The sequence below is a fragment of the Caenimonas koreensis DSM 17982 genome, assembly GCF_009646335.1.
GTDB lineage: Bacteria > Pseudomonadota > Gammaproteobacteria > Burkholderiales > Burkholderiaceae_C > Ramlibacter > Ramlibacter koreensis.
The window spans coordinates 81,524-97,084 of the sequence record NZ_WJBU01000005.1; the positions used below are offsets into that span (position 1 = coordinate 81,524).

Here is a 15,561-nt window from a genome sequence, read left to right on the forward strand (position 1 = left end):
AGGCGCCGCAACGCCCGGGCGCGGGCTACAGATTCGGCGCGAGCAAGCGCTGCATGCGCGTGATGTCTTCGCCGCGGCGGCGCGCCTGGTCTTGCACCTGGTCTTCGCCAATCTTGCCGACGTTGAAGTACGTACTTTGCGGGTGCGCAAGGTAGAAGCCGCTCACGCTGGCCGCCGGTGTCATGGCCATGCTGTCGGTGAGTTCCATCTCGACCTCGCCAGCCTGCAGCACATCGAACATCTCGCGCTTGACGCTGTGATCGGGGCACGCGGGGTAACCGGGCGCGGGGCGAATGCCACGGTACTTCTCGGCGACCAGGTCTTCGATGGTTGCGGCTTCATGAGGCGCATAGCCCCACAGGTCTTTGCGCACACGCTCGTGCAGGCATTCCGCGAAGGCTTCGGCCAGGCGGTCAGCCAGTGCCTTGAGCATGATGGCCGAGTAGTCGTCGTGATCGTCCAGGAAGTACTTGATCTTCTTTTCGATGCCCAGCCCCGCAGTGACAGCGAACATGCCCACGTAGTCATCAGCAACGCCTTTGGGCGCGACAAAGTCGGCGAGGCAGCGGCTCGGGCGCATCACGCCATCGACTGCCTGCTTTTCTGTTTGCTGGCGCAGGCCCCACCACGTCAATGCGGTTCTGGTGCGCGATGCATCGGTGTACAGAACGATGTCGTCACCCACCGCGTTCGCGGGCCAGAAACCCATCACGCCGCTGGCCGTGAGCCAACGGCCTTCGATGAGGCGCTTGAGCATGCGCTGGCCATCGGCGTACACGCGCACGGCTTCAGCGCCGACCACTTCATCTTTCAGGATCGCCGGGAACGGGCCGGCGAGATCCCACGTCTGGAAGAACGGGCCCCAGTCGATATATTTCGCGAGCTCGCCCAAATCGAAGTTCCGGAACACACGGCGGCCGATGAATTTGGGCTGTGGCGGCGTGTAGCCGGACCAGTCGATGGGCGTTTTGTTCGCGCGCGCTTTGTCCAGCGGCCACAGCGGCACCTGCTTCTTGTTGGCGTGCTGCAGGCGCACGTTGTCGTAGTCGGCGTTGACCTCGGCGATGTACTTCGCCGCCTGGTCAGACAGCAGGCCTTGCGCCACGCTCACGCTGCGCGAGGCATCCGGTACATAGACTACGGGGCCTTCGTAATGAGGCGCGATCTTCACTGCAGTGTGCACACGGCTGGTGGTCGCGCCGCCAATCAACAGCGGAATCTTCTTGATGCGGAAGTGGTCGTCCTTCTGCATTTCCGACGCAACGTATTGCATCTCTTCGAGCGACGGCGTGATCAGGCCCGACAAGCCGACGATGTCAGCGCCTTCCACTTTAGCGCGCGCCAGGATTTCATGGCAGGGCACCATCACGCCCATGTTCACGACTTCGAAGTTGTTGCACTGGAGCACGACGGTGACGATGTTCTTGCCGATGTCGTGCACGTCACCCTTGACGGTGGCGATCACGATCTTGCCCTTGGCCTTCACGTCTTCACCGGCGTCAGCCTGCAGGCGCTTTTCTTCTTCGATGTAGGGGATGAGGTGGGCCACAGCCTGCTTCATCACGCGCGCTGACTTCACGACCTGCGGCAAGAACATCTTGCCCTGGCCGAACAGGTCGCCCACGATGTTCATGCCGTCCATCAACGGGCCCTCGATCACGTGCAGCGGCCGGCCACCCTTGGCGAGGATCGCGCGATACGCCTCTTCGGTGTCTTCCACGATGTAGTCGGTGATGCCCGAGACGAGCGCATGCGACAGGCGCTGCTCGACAGGGTGTTGCCGCCACTCGTTCTTCTTCGTCTCGTCCTTGCCGGCGCTCTTGGCGCGGTCAGCGATTTCGATGAGGCGCTCGCCGGCATCGGCGCGGCGGTTCAACACCACATCTTCCACGCGCTCGCGAAGCTCAGGCTCGATCTCGTCGTACACGCCGACCATGCCCGCGTTGACGATGCCCATGTCCATGCCGGCCTGGATCGCGTGATAGAGGAACACGGTATGGATTGCTTCGCGCACAGGGTCGTTGCCGCGGAACGAGAAGCTCACGTTCGACACGCCACCGCTCACCTTCGCGCCTGGCAGGTTCTGCTTGATCCAGCGCGTGGCGTTGATGAAATCGACCGCGTAGTTGTTGTGCTCTTCGATACCCGTTGCGATGGCGAAGATGTTGGGGTCGAAGATGATGTCCTCGGGCGGGAAATCGACTTCATCGACGAGCAGGCGATAGGCGCGCTCGCAGATTTCGATCTTGCGCTCGTACGTGTCGGCCTGGCCTTTTTCGTCGAAGGCCATGACCACGGCAGCCGCGCCATAGCGCTTGACGAGCGTTGCCTGCTTCTTGAAGGCCTCTACGCCCTCTTTCATCGAGATCGAATTGACGATGCCTTTGCCCTGTATGCAGCGCAGGCCCGCCTCGATCACTTCCCACTTTGACGAGTCGACCATGATCGGCACGCGTGCGATGTCGGGCTCGCTGGCGATCAGGTTGAGGAATCGAACCATGGCGGCCTTGCTGTCGAGCATGGCTTCGTCCATGTTGATGTCGATGACTTGCGCGCCGTTTTCAACTTGCTGGCGCGCGACGGCCAGCGCTTCTTCGAACTGGCCGTTGAGGATCATTCGCGCGAATGCCTTGGAGCCAGTGACGTTGGTGCGCTCGCCCACGTTGACGAACAGGCTGCCAGACGCAATCGAGACGGGCTCGAGGCCTGAGAGTTTCATCGGGGGAACGGTTGCTTGGCTACGCATTTCTCACCTGGTCGACAAGCCGGCGCGGGGCCGGCGGGTTGAAGGTGAGCGCGGTTGAAAGTCAATCGTCAGTAAACATTCAAGCCTGGCGATTAACCAAATGGCTTAATCGCTGCAGCGCTCCTTGAACTATCGCAATTCTAAATGCAGACAGCGTTTTCATTTCCCCAGGACGACTCCGACGGGTCTACTATGCTTGACGAGCCTGCTGCGCTTGGCGAGACGCGTCTTGACCCGGCGAGCGCAGGCACTGCGCGCATTTGCGCTGACCGCCTTCGCGATGTCGTGCAGTCGGCCAGTGCCGAGCTTGCGGCCGACTTGCTCCGGGCGCCGAGCGCGCTGATGCAGTTGTCGCACGAAGAAGCGCTGGCAGTCGTCGCCTGCATGGAGCCCCGCCTCATCGCCGAAGGCGAAACCTTCATTCACGAAGGCGACAAAGACAACACCGGCTTCATGCTGCTCATCCTGGACGGCGAAGTGACCGTTGAGAGCTCTGTCGTGCATCGCGACGATCCGATCACCTGCCGCATCCTCGGTGCGGGCAGCCTGATCGGTGAGATTGGGCTGATCGATGGCTCAGCACGTTCGGCGTCTTGCACCGCAATGACAGACCTTCGCTGCGCCATGCTCAGCCGTGACGCATTGAATGGTCTGCTCGACGCGGACCCGCGCACAGCCGCCAAGCTGATGATGGCCATCTCTCACCGCATCGCCCAGCGTATCCGCGCCAATCACGACCGGCTGAAGCTCTACTCCCAGCTCACGCTGGCGATGAACGAAGAGATCCACTTCCTGATGCCGTTCTAAAAAAAATCCCCCGGAACCTTCCCGTTCCGGGGGATGTGAGTGGGTCGGGCTGAAGAAACTTGCAAAAGCGCCCAACCGAAGAGACGAAATCACTTAAGCACATGCCGTGCCTGCTCGTCGAATCCGTTCGCAATTGCTTACACAAGCGGCAGGTCCGCCTTCTTCAGCGTGCGCAGCACAAAGCTCGATTTGCTGTGCCGCACGCCCTTGATCTTGTAGAGCCGCTCACGCAGCAGCCGCTCGTAGTCGCGCGTGTCCTTCACGGCTACGCGCAGCAGGTAGTCGTACTCGCCCGAGACCAGGTAGGCCTCGATCACCTCCGGAATCGCGGCCAGCGTTTCGCCAAATTTTTCGAGCGTGTTGTCCGAGTGACTGTCGAGCGTGACCTGCACCATCACCGTGTCCGCAAAGCCCAGGGCCTGAGCGTTCAGGCGAACCGTGTACCCCTCGATCACGCCGCCGAGCTCCAGCTTCTTGATGCGTTCCCAGCACGGCGATGTCGACAGGCCGACGGCCTGGCCAATCTCCTGCAGGCTGGCGCGGGCGTTCGACTGGAGAACGGCGAGTATTTTTCGGTCGAGATTGTCCATGACCGTTAAATTATCGGCTCGAATCGGAAACTACAGGTAATTTTCCTGAACTTCTCGGCCAAGCCAGAAACTTCAGCAAGAATTTCCGCCCCCAGGCCGCGATACTTTCTGCCAGGCCAGCGGACTTACCAGTCCCGATGCCAGACAAGGGCCCGGCGGGTTACCGCTCGCCGGGCAGCTTGGACGAAGACAGCGCAGCAAAGCCCGGCCACAAGCCGCGCACTGCACTCCTCAACCGTGCAGTGCCCGATCAGGCCGCTTCTTTATAGAAAAATTCTTTCTGCCGCGAGCGCGCGGCCAGCGGCTCGACAGCGCTACGAATTGCGCCGATGTGGTCAGGCGTCGTGCCGCAGCAGCCGCCGACGATATTGACCAGGCCATCCGCCGCAAACTCACGCAGCAGGCGCGACGTCACGTCGGGCGTCTCGTCAAAGCCGGTCTCGGCCATGGGGTTGGGCAGGCCTGCGTTCGGGTAGCAGCTGATGAACGTGTCCTGCGCGACGCGCGCCAGTTCCTGGATGTACGGCCGCATCAGTGCCGCACCCAATGCGCAGTTCAAGCCGACGGCCAGCGGCCTGGCGTGGCGCACGCTGTGCCAGAACGCAGTGACTGTCTGGCCGCTGAGGATGCGCCCGGATGCATCAGTGACGGTGCCGCTGATGATGAGCGGCAAGCGCTCGCCCGTATTGGTGAAGTACTCATCAATGGCAAACAACGCCGCCTTGGCGTTGAGTGTGTCGAAGATCGTCTCGACGAGCAGCAGATCAGCGCCGCCATCAACGAGCCCCTCGACCTGCTCGTAATAGGCCGAGCGCAGCGATTCGAAATCGACGTTGCGCGCGCCCGGGTCGTTCACGTCGGGGCTGATGCTTGCGGTCTTCGGCGTCGGGCCCAGGGCGCCTGCCACGAAGCGTGGTTTGTCGGGTGTTGAAAACTTGTCGGCGGCGGCGCGCGCAATCTTGGCGGATGTGAGGTTCATCTCGCGGGCGAGGTGGCCGAGGTCGTAGTCATCCTGCGCGATGCGCGTGGCGCCGAATGTGTTGGTCTCGATGATGTCGGCGCCAGCGGCAAGGTAGCTCTCGTGCACATCGCCGATCACGTCGGGCCGCGTGAGGGAGAGCAAGTCGCCGTTGTTGCGCACGTCCTTGGGGTGATCCTTGAAGCGCTCACCACGATAGTCAGCCTCTGTCAGCTTGAACCGCTGCGTCATCGTGCCCATCGCGCCGTCAAGGATGGCGATTCGCTTGTCGAGGATGCTGGGCAGCTGCTGGCCGCGGGTGTAAACAAGGGGCTTCATGGTGGCTCGATTGTAGAAACAACGAAGCAGGCCCGCGGACTTCGGGACAACTTCGGGACAATAGCGCCATGTCCCCCGCACCCAACGCTATCCTGCACGAGATTTTTGGCTACGAACAGTTTCGCGGCCCACAAGCCGCCATCGTCGATCACGTCATTGCCGGCGGTGACGCGCTCGTGCTCATGCCCACGGGCGGCGGCAAGTCGCTGTGCTACCAGATCCCGGCCATTGCCCGTCAACGCGCTGGGCATGGCGTGACGATCGTTGTCTCGCCGCTGATTGCGCTCATGCATGACCAGGTCGGCGCTTTGCATGAGGCCGGTGTCGAAGCAGCTTTTCTGAACTCCACCTTGTCAATGGAGGACGCAAGCTCCGTCGAAAAGCGAATGTTGCGCGGTGAGGTGACGCTCGTCTACGCGGCGCCCGAGCGAGTGACAACGCCGCGCTTCCTGTCGCAGTTGCAGGCGATGCACGACAACGGGCGGCTGTCGCTCTTTGCGATTGACGAGGCGCACTGCGTGAGCCAGTGGGGCCACGACTTCCGCCCTGAGTACCGGGCGCTCACTGCCCTTCACGAGCGCTTTCCGGGTGTGCCGCGCATGGCACTCACTGCCACTGCCGACGACATCACACGCGCCGACATCCTGGAGCGGCTGCAACTCGGCGATGCGCGGCAGTTCATCAGCAGCTTTGACCGGCCCAACATCCGCTACACCATCGTCGAGAAGAAAGACGCCACGGCACAGCTGCTTCGCTTCATCGAACGCGAACACGAAGGCGAGGCTGGCATCGTCTATTGCCAGACGCGAAAGCGGGTCGAGGAAATCGCCGCGACGCTCAGCCAGCAGGGCATTCGCGCACTGCCGTATCACGCCGGGCTTGATCAGGACGTGCGGCAGGCCAACCAGGACCGCTTCCTGCGCGAAGAAGGCATCGTGATGGCAGCGACCATCGCTTTCGGCATGGGCATCGACAAGCCTGATGTGCGCTTTGTTGCCCACGTTGACATGCCCAAGAACATCGAGGGCTATTACCAGGAAACAGGCCGTGGTGGCCGCGACGGCCTGCCTGCCGATGCGTGGATGGCTTATGGGCTGCAGGACGTCGTGAACCAGCGCCGCATGATCGACGAAAGCCCCGCCGGCGACGAGTTCAAGCAGGTGATGAGGGGCAAGCTCGATGCGCTGCTCGCCCTTGCTGAAGCGACTGACTGCCGCCGCGTGCGCCTGCTGGCCTACTTCGGCGAAGCGAGCAAGCCTTGCGGCAACTGCGACAACTGCCTGAATCCGCCCGCCGTGTGGGACGGCACGGATGCTGCGCGCAAACTGCTCTCGACCATCTACCGCGTGCAGCAGCAAAGCGGCATCAGCTTTGGCGCGGGTCACATCATGGACATCCTGCGCGGCAAACCAACGGAGAAGGTCAAGCAGTTCGACCACGAGCGCTTGTCCACATTCGGCATTGGCGCGGGGTTCAGCGAAGCGCAATTGCGCGGCGTATTGCGCCAGCTCATCGCCATTGGCGCGTTGTCGGTTGACAGCGAGGCGTTCAACACGCTGCGCCTGACGGAGGGATCGCGTGCCGTGCTCAAGGGCGAGTTGTCGGTTCGCCTGCGCGAATCGGTGTCATTGCCGCCCGAGCGCAGCCGCCGGCGCGCGGACGAGAAGGTGCGCGAGAAGACGCGAGCGCCGGCCGCTTCAGCAGGGTTGACAGGCCAGGCCGAGGCACTGTTCACTGCGCTCAAAGCATGGCGCGCCGACGTTGCTCGCGCGCACAACCTGCCAGCCTATGTGATCTTTCATGATGCGACGCTCGCAGCGATCGCCGCCATGTCGCCGAGTTCACTCGATGACTTGCAAGGCATCAGCGGGATCGGCGAGACGAAGCTTGCGAAGTACGGCAGCGACGTGCTGCGGGTGGTGGCCGAAGCCAGCTAGGACGAGTACTGCGCGTAGTCGAGAGGCAGCGCCGTCGTGGACTTGAGCACTTCCATCGCGAAGCTGGAACTCACGTCCTGCAGGTCAACCGCCTTGATCAGGCGCTTGTAAACAGAGTCGTAGCCGGGAATGTCAGGCACGACGATCTTCAGAAGGTAGTCCACATCGCCGCTCATGCGGTAGATCTCCACGATCTCCGGAATGTCGCGGGCAGCAGCCACGAACTTCCTGACCCACGCTTCGCTGTGCTGGTTCGTGCGCAGCGAAACAAACACGGTGACGGGCACATTCAGCTTGACGGGGTCGCACAGCGCGACTTGCCCGCGAATCACGCCCGATTCATTGAGTTTCTGGATACGGCGCCAGCACGGCGTCGATGAAAGACTCACTGCCTCAGCCAGTTCCGCCAGCGGCGTGGCGCCATTCTTTTGGAGAATGGAAAGTATTTGCAGATCTTTCTTGTCCATAAGGATTATTTTCTAATAGACACCACTTGGCAGCCATCAGTTTGCAACCTGATTCTCCAGCGGCATACCTAGACTTGGTCTCCATGAACATCTTCACTCAACACCCCCGCAGCGTCGGCGAGAGCTATTGGGAGCACATGGGCGTTGCCCTGTCATTTGCGGGCTCGCTGTTTCTAGGCAGTGCAGCGGCGCTGGTCCACGCCGTCTTTCCGTTCCTGTTTACCGACACGAGCAGCTCACTCATTGCACGGCTTTCCAAGCGCATGATGAATCGAAAAAGATCGGAAGTGCTGCGCGCGCTGCGCGAGACGCATGCAGAGCGCTTCGCGCATCTTGGCTCTGACGCCATGCGCCGGTTCAAGCTGCTCGAAGAGTTCGTCGATGCGGAATTGCAACGCGACGACGGCGACCTGCCTGCCTATAGCCGCGCGGCGACGCCTCAGCTGTAGTTCAAAGCGAGCTCCTGCGCCAAGGCGCTCATGCCCTGCTCGGTCAGCCCCATCGAGCGCGCCAACTCGTTGACAAACGCTGCCGACCGCTGCCCCCCGGCAAACGGAACATTGAACGCATCCGGGCCCGGCAACTCGCTGGCCGGCGAACGGGCGGGCTTGGCGATTTGGGTGCCCCGGATGGCATGGGCGCTTTGCATAGCAAGGAGCGCGGGGGTCGTGAACAAAGCAACTGACATGGCAAATTCTCCAAACGCGGTTATCAAAGGCAAGGATGCGGGCCGGACTTGATGGTGTCCATCAGGCGCTGCGCTGCGTACTGCAGGTCCTCGGCACCTTCGACATCACGTGCCACATCCAGGGCTGCATCAAAGGCACGGTCGGCATTGGCGTTGTCGCCGAGCGCAAGAAGGCACTCGCCAAGGCGAAACAGTGCTGCGGGATGGTCGCCCCCGTTCACGAGCGCAAAGCAGAAAAAACGGATGGCGGTTGCTGGCGCGCCGAGCTGCTGCATGCAGGTGCCGGCCAGGAAGCTGAAGCGCGGCTCAGCGGGTTTGTGGGTTGCCAGGTGGAGCGCAAGCGCCGAAGCAAAGCGGTAGTTGCCTTCGTTGCACAGCGCACGCGCCGTGCTGTACACCGCTTCGAGCTGGCTGGGCGTAGGGTCATCCGCATGTGACGGCCGGCCCGTCGGCGTGAATGCCATTTCGAGCTCGCCCGCCGTGGGGCGGGTGATGTGCGCATTGCAGGCCTGAACGATCGAGAGAATCTCTGTTTCAGGATTGGGGTCTGACGGCGTCATGGCTGTTCCTGTGGTTAGCATCGACTTCGACGCTACCGATAGGGCTGCCTTCACGCCACTATGCTTTGGTCTCTTGGCTCTGCTCGCCCGCGTTACTGCACGAAGCCCATGCCCCGCGACTCACGCACCTCGGGCTTGATGCGATGCTCCGCTTCAAGCTGCTCGATGAATTCTTCCGCCGTGAATGTCGCGCTGAGGATGTCGACCTGCCGCTTCACGGCGGCGAAGTCGCCGGGACAGAGCTGGTCGAGTCGCGCCAGCCGCGCGATGACCGCTGGCGTCAACGACGCCTGGTCACCGTCTAACGCCTCGGTCACGAACATCCGTTCGCGCTGCTGCTGCGTAAGCGGCTTGAACCGGATCTTGAACGTGAAACGGCGCAGCGCCGCCTGGTCGATGCGGTCCAGCAAGTTGGTGGTGCAGACAAAGATGCCGTTGAAGCGCTCCATGCCCTGCAGCATCTCGTTGACCTCAGTGACCTCATAAGTGCGTTGCGCCCCGCGACGGTCCTGCAAGAAGCTGTCTGCCTCATCGAGCAGCAACACGGCCTTTTCGTTTTCGGCCTCACGAAACATCGCAGCCATGTTCTGCTCGGTCTCGCCGACGAACTTGCTCATCAGGTCGCTGGCCTGCTTGATCAGCAGCGGCTTGTCGAGCGCTTTGGCAATGTGTTCGGCCAGCGCCGTCTTGCCCGTGCCCGGTGCGCCGTAAAAGCACAGCGTGCCGTGCCCGCCCGCGCGCAAGGCCTGCACGATGCGCGGGATTTCGAAACGCGTCTCCACGTTCAGCATGTCCAGGTCGTAGTGCGTCACGCTGCGCCGCGCGCCCGCCTCGTTCGCGCGATTGCCAAGCGCCTGGTCCGAGTTGCGAAGCTGGCGGTCAATCAGGGTTTCGATGGCGGCGGGCTCGTCGCTGGCGAGCGCGGCGAAGCGCACCGCCGTGCGGATCTGCGCGGGCGTCAGGCCCTTGCGGCTCGTCAGTTTGCCGACGAACTCGTCGGACACGGGTACGCCTTCGAGCGTCTTGCGAACAATGCCTTCTCGCGCGCCCGGCGGCGGCGATTTCAGCTCAAGGTGATAAGCGAAGCGGCGGCGAAACGCCGGGTCGATCTGCTCAATTCGGTTCGTGACCCAGATGGTGGGCACTGCGTTGGTTTCGAGAATCTGGTTCACCCACGCCTTGCCGCTGACGCTGCCCGTCGGCGGCGCCACCACCTGGTCGGCGCGCGCCATCAGCTGCGCGGCTTCGCTGGAGATGGGCGGGAATACGTCTTCCACTTCGTCGAACAGCAGCGCCGCCTGCGCGCTGCCTTTGAGGAACACCTGCGCGATCTGCAAAGACCGGTAGCGGTCCCTGCCGGAGAGCGAATTGCCATCGCGATCGGCATATTCGACCTCGAACAACTCGAGGTTCGCCGCCTGCGCCACCACCTTGGCCAGCTCGGTCTTGCCGGTGCCGGGCGGGCCGTACAGCAGCACGTTCACACCGGGTTCCTTGCGACTCACGGCATTGCGCAGCAGCGAACACAGCACCGCTGCGTCTTCCTGCACAAAGCTGAAGTCGCCCAGGTCGAGCGAGCTTTTGGCGCTTGGCCGTGTGAACACGGCCATCAGCTCGTTCTGGTCGCGGTACTCGCGCATTAACACAGGCGGCAGCTTTTCGCTGACCTTCATCAGGTCAGCCAGGTCGGTGATGTTGTGTTCAGAGATCAGGTTTTCGACCAGGCCGATCCGCTCCAGGCGCGAGCCGGCGCGAAGGGCTTCGCCCACTTCGGTGGCGCTCACTCCGGCGAGTTCGGCAATCGCGGCATACGCTTCGGGTGCGTTGTTGACCTTGAATTCGACGAGGATGGAGCGCAGGTCGCGTTGATAGCGTGCCAGGGTGCCGTAGAGCAGCAGTGCCCGTTCGGCCTTGTTCAACTGCAACAGGCCCGACAGCGCGTCGATGTTCTTTTCAACCAGCGTCGATTGCTTCTTCAGGGCGTTAGTCAGCCAGTCGCCGGTGACGGCCAGCACAGACAGCAGGTCCTTCGGCTGGTCCTTCGCGTATTCGTCCAGATAGAAGAACAGCGTGCCCTCTTCATAGGGGCCGCGCCACACGCCGTGGCGATCGAGAAATTCCTGTGTGCTGAGCGCTTCATGGTTGCGCCAGAACTCGTTGTCTTTGCAACGGCGGCCAAGAAATTCGCGAAGGCGTGCGAGTGCGGGTGCGGGCCAGACGAGGTGGCGGCCGGCCAGTGACAGCAGGCCATTGAGGTCGCGCCGCACGTTGAACTTGCCGCCCTGTTTGGCCGCAAGCGTCAGCACAAAGTGCGAGCACATGAGGTCGAGCACCGGCGCATTTTTCAGCCCCGGTGAGGGTAGGACCTGCACATCCGCCGAACGCTTGACCACTTTGGAAAGCCTCCAGCACCGCATGGCGCCAAATTGAAGATAACGCGACTTCATGCTACATGGAAGACACTCATTGTGGGAATACCCACACACCATTGGCTTTTTAGCCCTGACAATCCCGAGCACATGATCGACCTTGCCGACGTCCGCGCTGCAGCACACCGCCTTGAAGGCCAGCTGACCGACACGCCTTGCGTGGAGTCGCGCACGCTGTCGGGTATCACGGGCGCGCAGGTCTTCCTGAAGTTCGAGAACCTGCAGTTCACCGCATCATTCAAGGAACGGGGCGCGTACAACAAGCTGTCGCAACTCTCCAATGAAGAGAAGGCGCGCGGCGTTGTCGCGATGAGTGCGGGCAATCATGCCCAGGGTGTGGCCTACCACGCGCAGCGGCTGGGCATGCGCGCAGTGATCGTGATGCCTCGCTTCACGCCAGGCGTGAAAGTGGAGCGCACACGCAGCTTCGCGGCGGAAGTCGTGCTGCACGGCAACACACTTGAAGAAGCGCGCACCCATGCTTATGAGCTGGCTGCGCAGCAGCACCTCACGTTTGTGCATCCGTATGACGACGAGCAGATCGTTGCGGGCCAGGGTACGGTGGGCATCGAAATGCTGCGCGCCGCGCCCGAACTGGACACGCTCGTCATCGCCGTGGGGGGTGGCGGCCTGATCGCGGGCATCGCTGTCGCGGCGAAGGCGCTCAAGCCCGGAATTGAAATCGTGGGCGTGCAGACGCTGCGCTTTCCGAACATGTTCAACGCCGTGAAGCACGAGTCGCTCCCACAGGGCACCAGCACGATTGCCGAGGGCATCGCGGTCGGCACGCCAGGCCGCATCACGCAGGAAATCATCGAGAAACTCGTTGATGATCTGGTGCTGGTGGACGAAGGCGACATCGAGCAGTCGATCGTGATGCTGCTGGAAATCGAGAAGACGCTGGTCGAAGGCGCCGGCGCAGCCGGGCTGGCGGCCCTGCTCAAATACCCCGAGCGCTTCAAGGGCCGCAAGGTCGGCCTGGTGCTGGGCGGCGGCAACATCGACCCGTTGCTGCTTGCTGCGATCCTGGAGCGCGGCATGGTTCGCGCCGGCCGGCTGGCACGCGTTCGGGTCAGCGCGCGCGATGTGCCGGGGTCGCTTGCGCGCATCACCGCCATCGTGAGCGAGGCAGGCGCGAATATCGACGAAGTGCATCACCAGCGCGCATTCACCATGCTTGCTGCGCAGAACGTTGAAATTGAACTCGTGGTGCAGACACGCGGGCGCGACCACATCAGGGCCGTGATCGACGCGCTGCACGAAGGCGGCTTCCAGGCGGAGGAACAATGATGGACAAGGCAGTTTTGCAGTCAGCGCTCGGCGAATACTTTGCGCCGTGGGTTCAGGCGCTCGCGCTGCAGGTCGAATCGTTCGATGCCGACAGCGTGACACTGCGGCTGCCGCAAAGCGACTCGCTCTCGCGCGTGGGCGGCATGCTGTGCGGGCAAGCCATGATGGCTGCGGCAGACACAGCGATGGTCCTGGCGCTCATCAACCAGTTCGGCGAGTTTCGCCCCTGCACCACCGTGCAGATGAGCACCTCGTTCCTCAAGCCGCTGTCCAAGCAGGATGCGCTGATTCAGGCGCGTGTGGTGCGCGCCGGCAAGACGCTGGCCTTTGGCGAGATCGATTTGCGAGGCGCCGATGACGGCAAAAGCGCCAGCCGCGCCAGCGTGACGTACGCCCTGCTCTGACGACCCGCTAAAATCACGCGTAGTCCCCCGATTTCAGGAAACCACCATGTCCACGCCGCAAACCCAGACCGATGCCAGCCAGAAGCACACCCAGGATCCCCTGGAGGCCATCATGCCGATGGTGCCGATCGTGCTGCCGGTTGTTGGCGGCGTGCTGATTTTCCTGCTGGCATTCATCGCCATTTCCATGGCCTGAAGCAGCCCTGCGCTGATCTAGCCAAAGGCCCCTGTTGGGGCCTTTTGTTTGTCTGCGCCGGCTTGTCGCAGCGGGGGAACTTCACCCGCCAAAGTATGTACTTGACATCCCCGACTTTAGTATGTACCATGCAGTCATTCTCGGAGATTTCCCCAATGACAGCCATCTTCAACCAGCCGCAATTTCAAGACGCAGACAAGGCCCGCGAGTACCTGGAGGCTCAGGTCTGGCCGAATGGTCGTATTTGCCCTCATTGCGGCGTTGTGGGTGAGCATTACGTCTTGAAGGGCAAGTCCAACCGTCCCGGCCTGTACAAGTGCGCTGACTGCCGCGAACCCTTCACCGTGACCGTGGGCACTGTGTTCGAGCGCTCCAAGATCGGCCTGCATGTCTGGCTGCAAGCCGTCCACCTGATGTCCGCTTCCAAGAAAGGCGTTTCAGCAAAGCAGCTTGAACGCATGCTTGGCGTGACCTACAAGACCGCGTGGTTCATGTGCCATCGCATCCGCGAAGCCATGACCGCTGCACCGTCCAAGATGCTCGGCGGTCCCGGCTCATCCGGCATCGTTGAAGCCGACGAAACTTATTGGGGCCGTGCCGCTGACGAGGAAGGCATTCGCTACCCCAAGGGCATCAAGCGCGGCGCTGCAAACAAGATGAAGATCGTGACGCTGGTCGAGCGTGATGGTGACAAGCGCTCTTTCCACGTCGCCAACGTCAACGCTCAAACGCTTGCTCCAATCCTTAAGGCACAAGTCGCTAAGACCGCTCGCCTGATGACCGATGAAGCCAGCTATTACAAGAAACCCGGCGCGCACTTCGCATCGCACCAATCAGTGAACCACTCGAAAGAGGAATACGCTCGCGGCGACGTGACCAGCAATACTGCTGAATCCTCTTTCGCCATCCTCAAGCGCGGTCTTGTCGGCACCTTCCACAGCGTTAGCGAGCAACACCTGCAACGCTATTGCAATGAGTTCGACTTCCGCTGGAACTATCGCCAGTCGCAAGGTTTTAGCGATACGGCCCGCGCAAACATGGCGCTCATCGGCATCACTGGCAAGCGCCTGACCTATCGGCGGACTCACGCGCCAGTCTTCGCGTTTCAGTAATCAGCCTGTAACGCCGCGAGCCACGAAGCTCAAGGCCGTCGCGGACTCGATTCGCTTCCGATCTGGCTACACCGGCTCAGATCACTGCCCGCAGTGTTGGACTCTGCATGGCGCTTTGCGCCCGCTGCGCTTTGAGCCTCATCACAATGGGGTAGGCGCGTTCCTAGCAGCCTGTGTAAATTGCGGGTTCCACATCACTTTGTGAAGGGGCTTGTGATGGCAACGAATATTCCTCCCATGCCTTCGAACGTGCGCTCCATCGCGCTTGCGTGGCTGAGAAAGGACGAATGGCCGCGATGGTTGGAACTAGACCCGCAGTTCCAGCCCGACTACGAGCATTGGCTGCGCCGAATGAATGAAGCGGTGGCCGAGTTGCAGCGTCGCGGAAACAAGGTCAACAAGATCGATGTAGGCATTGACGAATTCCTCGAATGGAGCCGCGTCAACGGAGGAAAGGTCGATACCCACACACGGTCTGCATTCGTCGCCTACAAGGGGATGCGAAAGGAAACCGACCACTGATGCTGTACGCTGAACTGACATTGTGTGAGCGCTCGTGAAATTGGAGTTCTGCATGGACGAACTAGCCATCACAGCGGCAGAAATTGACGGTGGCAAGATCACTGACGATGGCATGGCGCTGGTTCTGAAAGTAATTCAGGTCAGCGGCTTTGAAGTGAACTTGGCGTTCCCTCATCTTGCGCTGCCCGCCTTGATAGAAGCGGCAGCACACGGAATCACAGAAGGATTTGCTAAGCAAGGGAAGCCGGATCAGCGCTATCCAGTCCAATGGGTCAACTGGAATCTCGATCCAATTTCAACAGGCTCTTTGCTGACAATGACTCTTCAAAGTGGCGGGCAATTGGCCTTTGTGCTGCCGCCGCAGGTTCAAAGCGAATTGCTTCAGGCTATTGCCAATCAGATCGGAGCCACGGTTTTAATGAAGTCTTAGCCGCCGCGTCCACGGCTGTTATTAGGCTCCGGCGGCTTCGCAGGCTTCGGCTTGACCTTCGGCATGGGAGGCGCGGACCATACACG

General features: G+C 61.6%; 16 protein-coding genes and 1 riboswitch. Of the genes, 9 read left to right on the forward strand and 7 right to left on the reverse strand.

The window, feature by feature from the left end:
* Window positions 1–25: 25 nt before the first annotated feature.
* Window positions 26–2,746, reverse strand: a complete 2,721-nt coding sequence (metH, locus tag GHT07_RS05700; protein ID WP_153584104.1) for a methionine synthase — start codon at window positions 2,744–2,746, stop codon at window positions 26–28.
* A gap of 39 nt (window positions 2,747–2,785) precedes the next feature.
* Window positions 2,786–2,878, reverse strand: a riboswitch (S-adenosyl-L-homocysteine riboswitch).
* Window positions 2,879–2,938: 60 nt separating this feature from the next.
* Here metH and GHT07_RS05705 point away from each other — a divergent pair.
* Window positions 2,939–3,553: a Crp/Fnr family transcriptional regulator gene (locus GHT07_RS05705; RefSeq protein WP_153584105.1), complete on the forward strand. Its 615-nt coding sequence runs from the start codon at window positions 2,939–2,941 to the stop codon at window positions 3,551–3,553.
* A gap of 137 nt (window positions 3,554–3,690) precedes the next feature.
* On the opposite strand, the gene GHT07_RS05710 is transcribed toward GHT07_RS05705, so the two are convergent.
* Both GHT07_RS05710 and GHT07_RS05715 read right to left on the reverse strand, forming a co-directional pair.
* Window positions 3,691–4,143 carry an Lrp/AsnC family transcriptional regulator gene (locus tag GHT07_RS05710; protein ID WP_153584106.1) on the reverse strand — a complete coding sequence of 151 codons (453 nt, stop codon included), beginning with the start codon at window positions 4,141–4,143 and terminating at the stop codon, window positions 3,691–3,693.
* Between the two features lie 250 nt (window positions 4,144–4,393).
* Entirely contained in the window at window positions 4,394–5,440 is a 1,047-nt protein-coding gene (locus tag GHT07_RS05715; RefSeq protein WP_153584107.1) for a homocysteine S-methyltransferase family protein, read from the reverse strand.
* Window positions 5,441–5,508: 68 nt separating this feature from the next.
* Between GHT07_RS05715 and recQ the strand changes: the two genes are divergently transcribed.
* Window positions 5,509–7,377: a DNA helicase RecQ gene (recQ, locus tag GHT07_RS05720; RefSeq protein WP_153584108.1), complete on the forward strand. Its 1,869-nt coding sequence runs from the start codon at window positions 5,509–5,511 to the stop codon at window positions 7,375–7,377.
* On the opposite strand, the gene GHT07_RS05725 is transcribed toward recQ, so the two are convergent.
* Window positions 7,374–7,844 (reverse strand): Lrp/AsnC family transcriptional regulator, encoded by a 471-nt coding sequence (locus tag GHT07_RS05725; protein WP_153584109.1) that lies wholly within the window; start codon window positions 7,842–7,844, stop codon window positions 7,374–7,376. The genes recQ and GHT07_RS05725 overlap by 4 nt on opposite strands.
* An 83-nt stretch (window positions 7,845–7,927) precedes the next feature.
* Here GHT07_RS05725 and GHT07_RS21270 point away from each other — a divergent pair, with 83 nt between their 5' ends.
* A complete protein-coding gene (locus tag GHT07_RS21270; protein ID WP_194792838.1) occupies window positions 7,928–8,293 on the forward strand; it encodes a DUF6356 family protein in 366 nt (121 codons plus the stop codon).
* Here the strand turns inward: GHT07_RS21270 and GHT07_RS05735 are convergent.
* From GHT07_RS05735 to GHT07_RS05745, 3 genes are all read right to left on the reverse strand, one after another.
* Window positions 8,284–8,532, reverse strand: a complete 249-nt coding sequence (locus tag GHT07_RS05735; protein ID WP_194792839.1) for a hypothetical protein — start codon at window positions 8,530–8,532, stop codon at window positions 8,284–8,286. The two genes, GHT07_RS21270 and GHT07_RS05735, sit on opposite strands and share 10 nt — an antisense overlap.
* A gap of 23 nt (window positions 8,533–8,555) precedes the next feature.
* Window positions 8,556–9,092: a hypothetical protein gene (locus tag GHT07_RS05740; RefSeq protein ID WP_153584111.1), complete on the reverse strand. Its 537-nt coding sequence runs from the start codon at window positions 9,090–9,092 to the stop codon at window positions 8,556–8,558.
* Between the two features lie 92 nt (window positions 9,093–9,184).
* Window positions 9,185–11,509 (reverse strand): ATP-binding protein, encoded by a 2,325-nt coding sequence (locus tag GHT07_RS05745; RefSeq protein WP_153584112.1) that lies wholly within the window; start codon window positions 11,507–11,509, stop codon window positions 9,185–9,187.
* Between the two features lie 102 nt (window positions 11,510–11,611).
* Between GHT07_RS05745 and GHT07_RS05750 the strand changes: the two genes are divergently transcribed.
* The 6 genes from GHT07_RS05750 (at window position 11,612) to GHT07_RS05770 (ending at window position 15,475) form a co-directional block, all read left to right on the forward strand.
* Entirely contained in the window at window positions 11,612–12,811 is a 1,200-nt protein-coding gene (locus GHT07_RS05750; RefSeq protein WP_153584113.1) for a threonine ammonia-lyase, read from the forward strand.
* Window positions 12,811–13,215: a PaaI family thioesterase gene (locus GHT07_RS05755; RefSeq protein ID WP_153584115.1), complete on the forward strand. Its 405-nt coding sequence runs from the start codon at window positions 12,811–12,813 to the stop codon at window positions 13,213–13,215. The genes GHT07_RS05750 and GHT07_RS05755 overlap by 1 nt, the downstream gene beginning before the upstream one ends.
* A 46-nt stretch (window positions 13,216–13,261) precedes the next feature.
* The gene (locus GHT07_RS21275; RefSeq protein WP_194792840.1) at window positions 13,262–13,411 is read left to right on the forward strand and encodes a hypothetical protein; all 150 of its coding nucleotides are present in this window, start codon (window positions 13,262–13,264) and stop codon (window positions 13,409–13,411) included.
* Between the two features lie 155 nt (window positions 13,412–13,566).
* Window positions 13,567–14,523, forward strand: coding sequence for an IS1595 family transposase (locus GHT07_RS05760; RefSeq protein WP_153584116.1), 957 nt, complete (start codon window positions 13,567–13,569; stop codon window positions 14,521–14,523).
* Window positions 14,524–14,739: 216 nt separating this feature from the next.
* Entirely contained in the window at window positions 14,740–15,045 is a 306-nt protein-coding gene (locus GHT07_RS05765; RefSeq protein ID WP_153584117.1) for a hypothetical protein, read from the forward strand.
* A gap of 52 nt (window positions 15,046–15,097) precedes the next feature.
* Window positions 15,098–15,475: a hypothetical protein gene (locus GHT07_RS05770; RefSeq protein ID WP_153584118.1), complete on the forward strand. Its 378-nt coding sequence runs from the start codon at window positions 15,098–15,100 to the stop codon at window positions 15,473–15,475.
* Window positions 15,476–15,561: the final 86 nt, after the last annotated feature.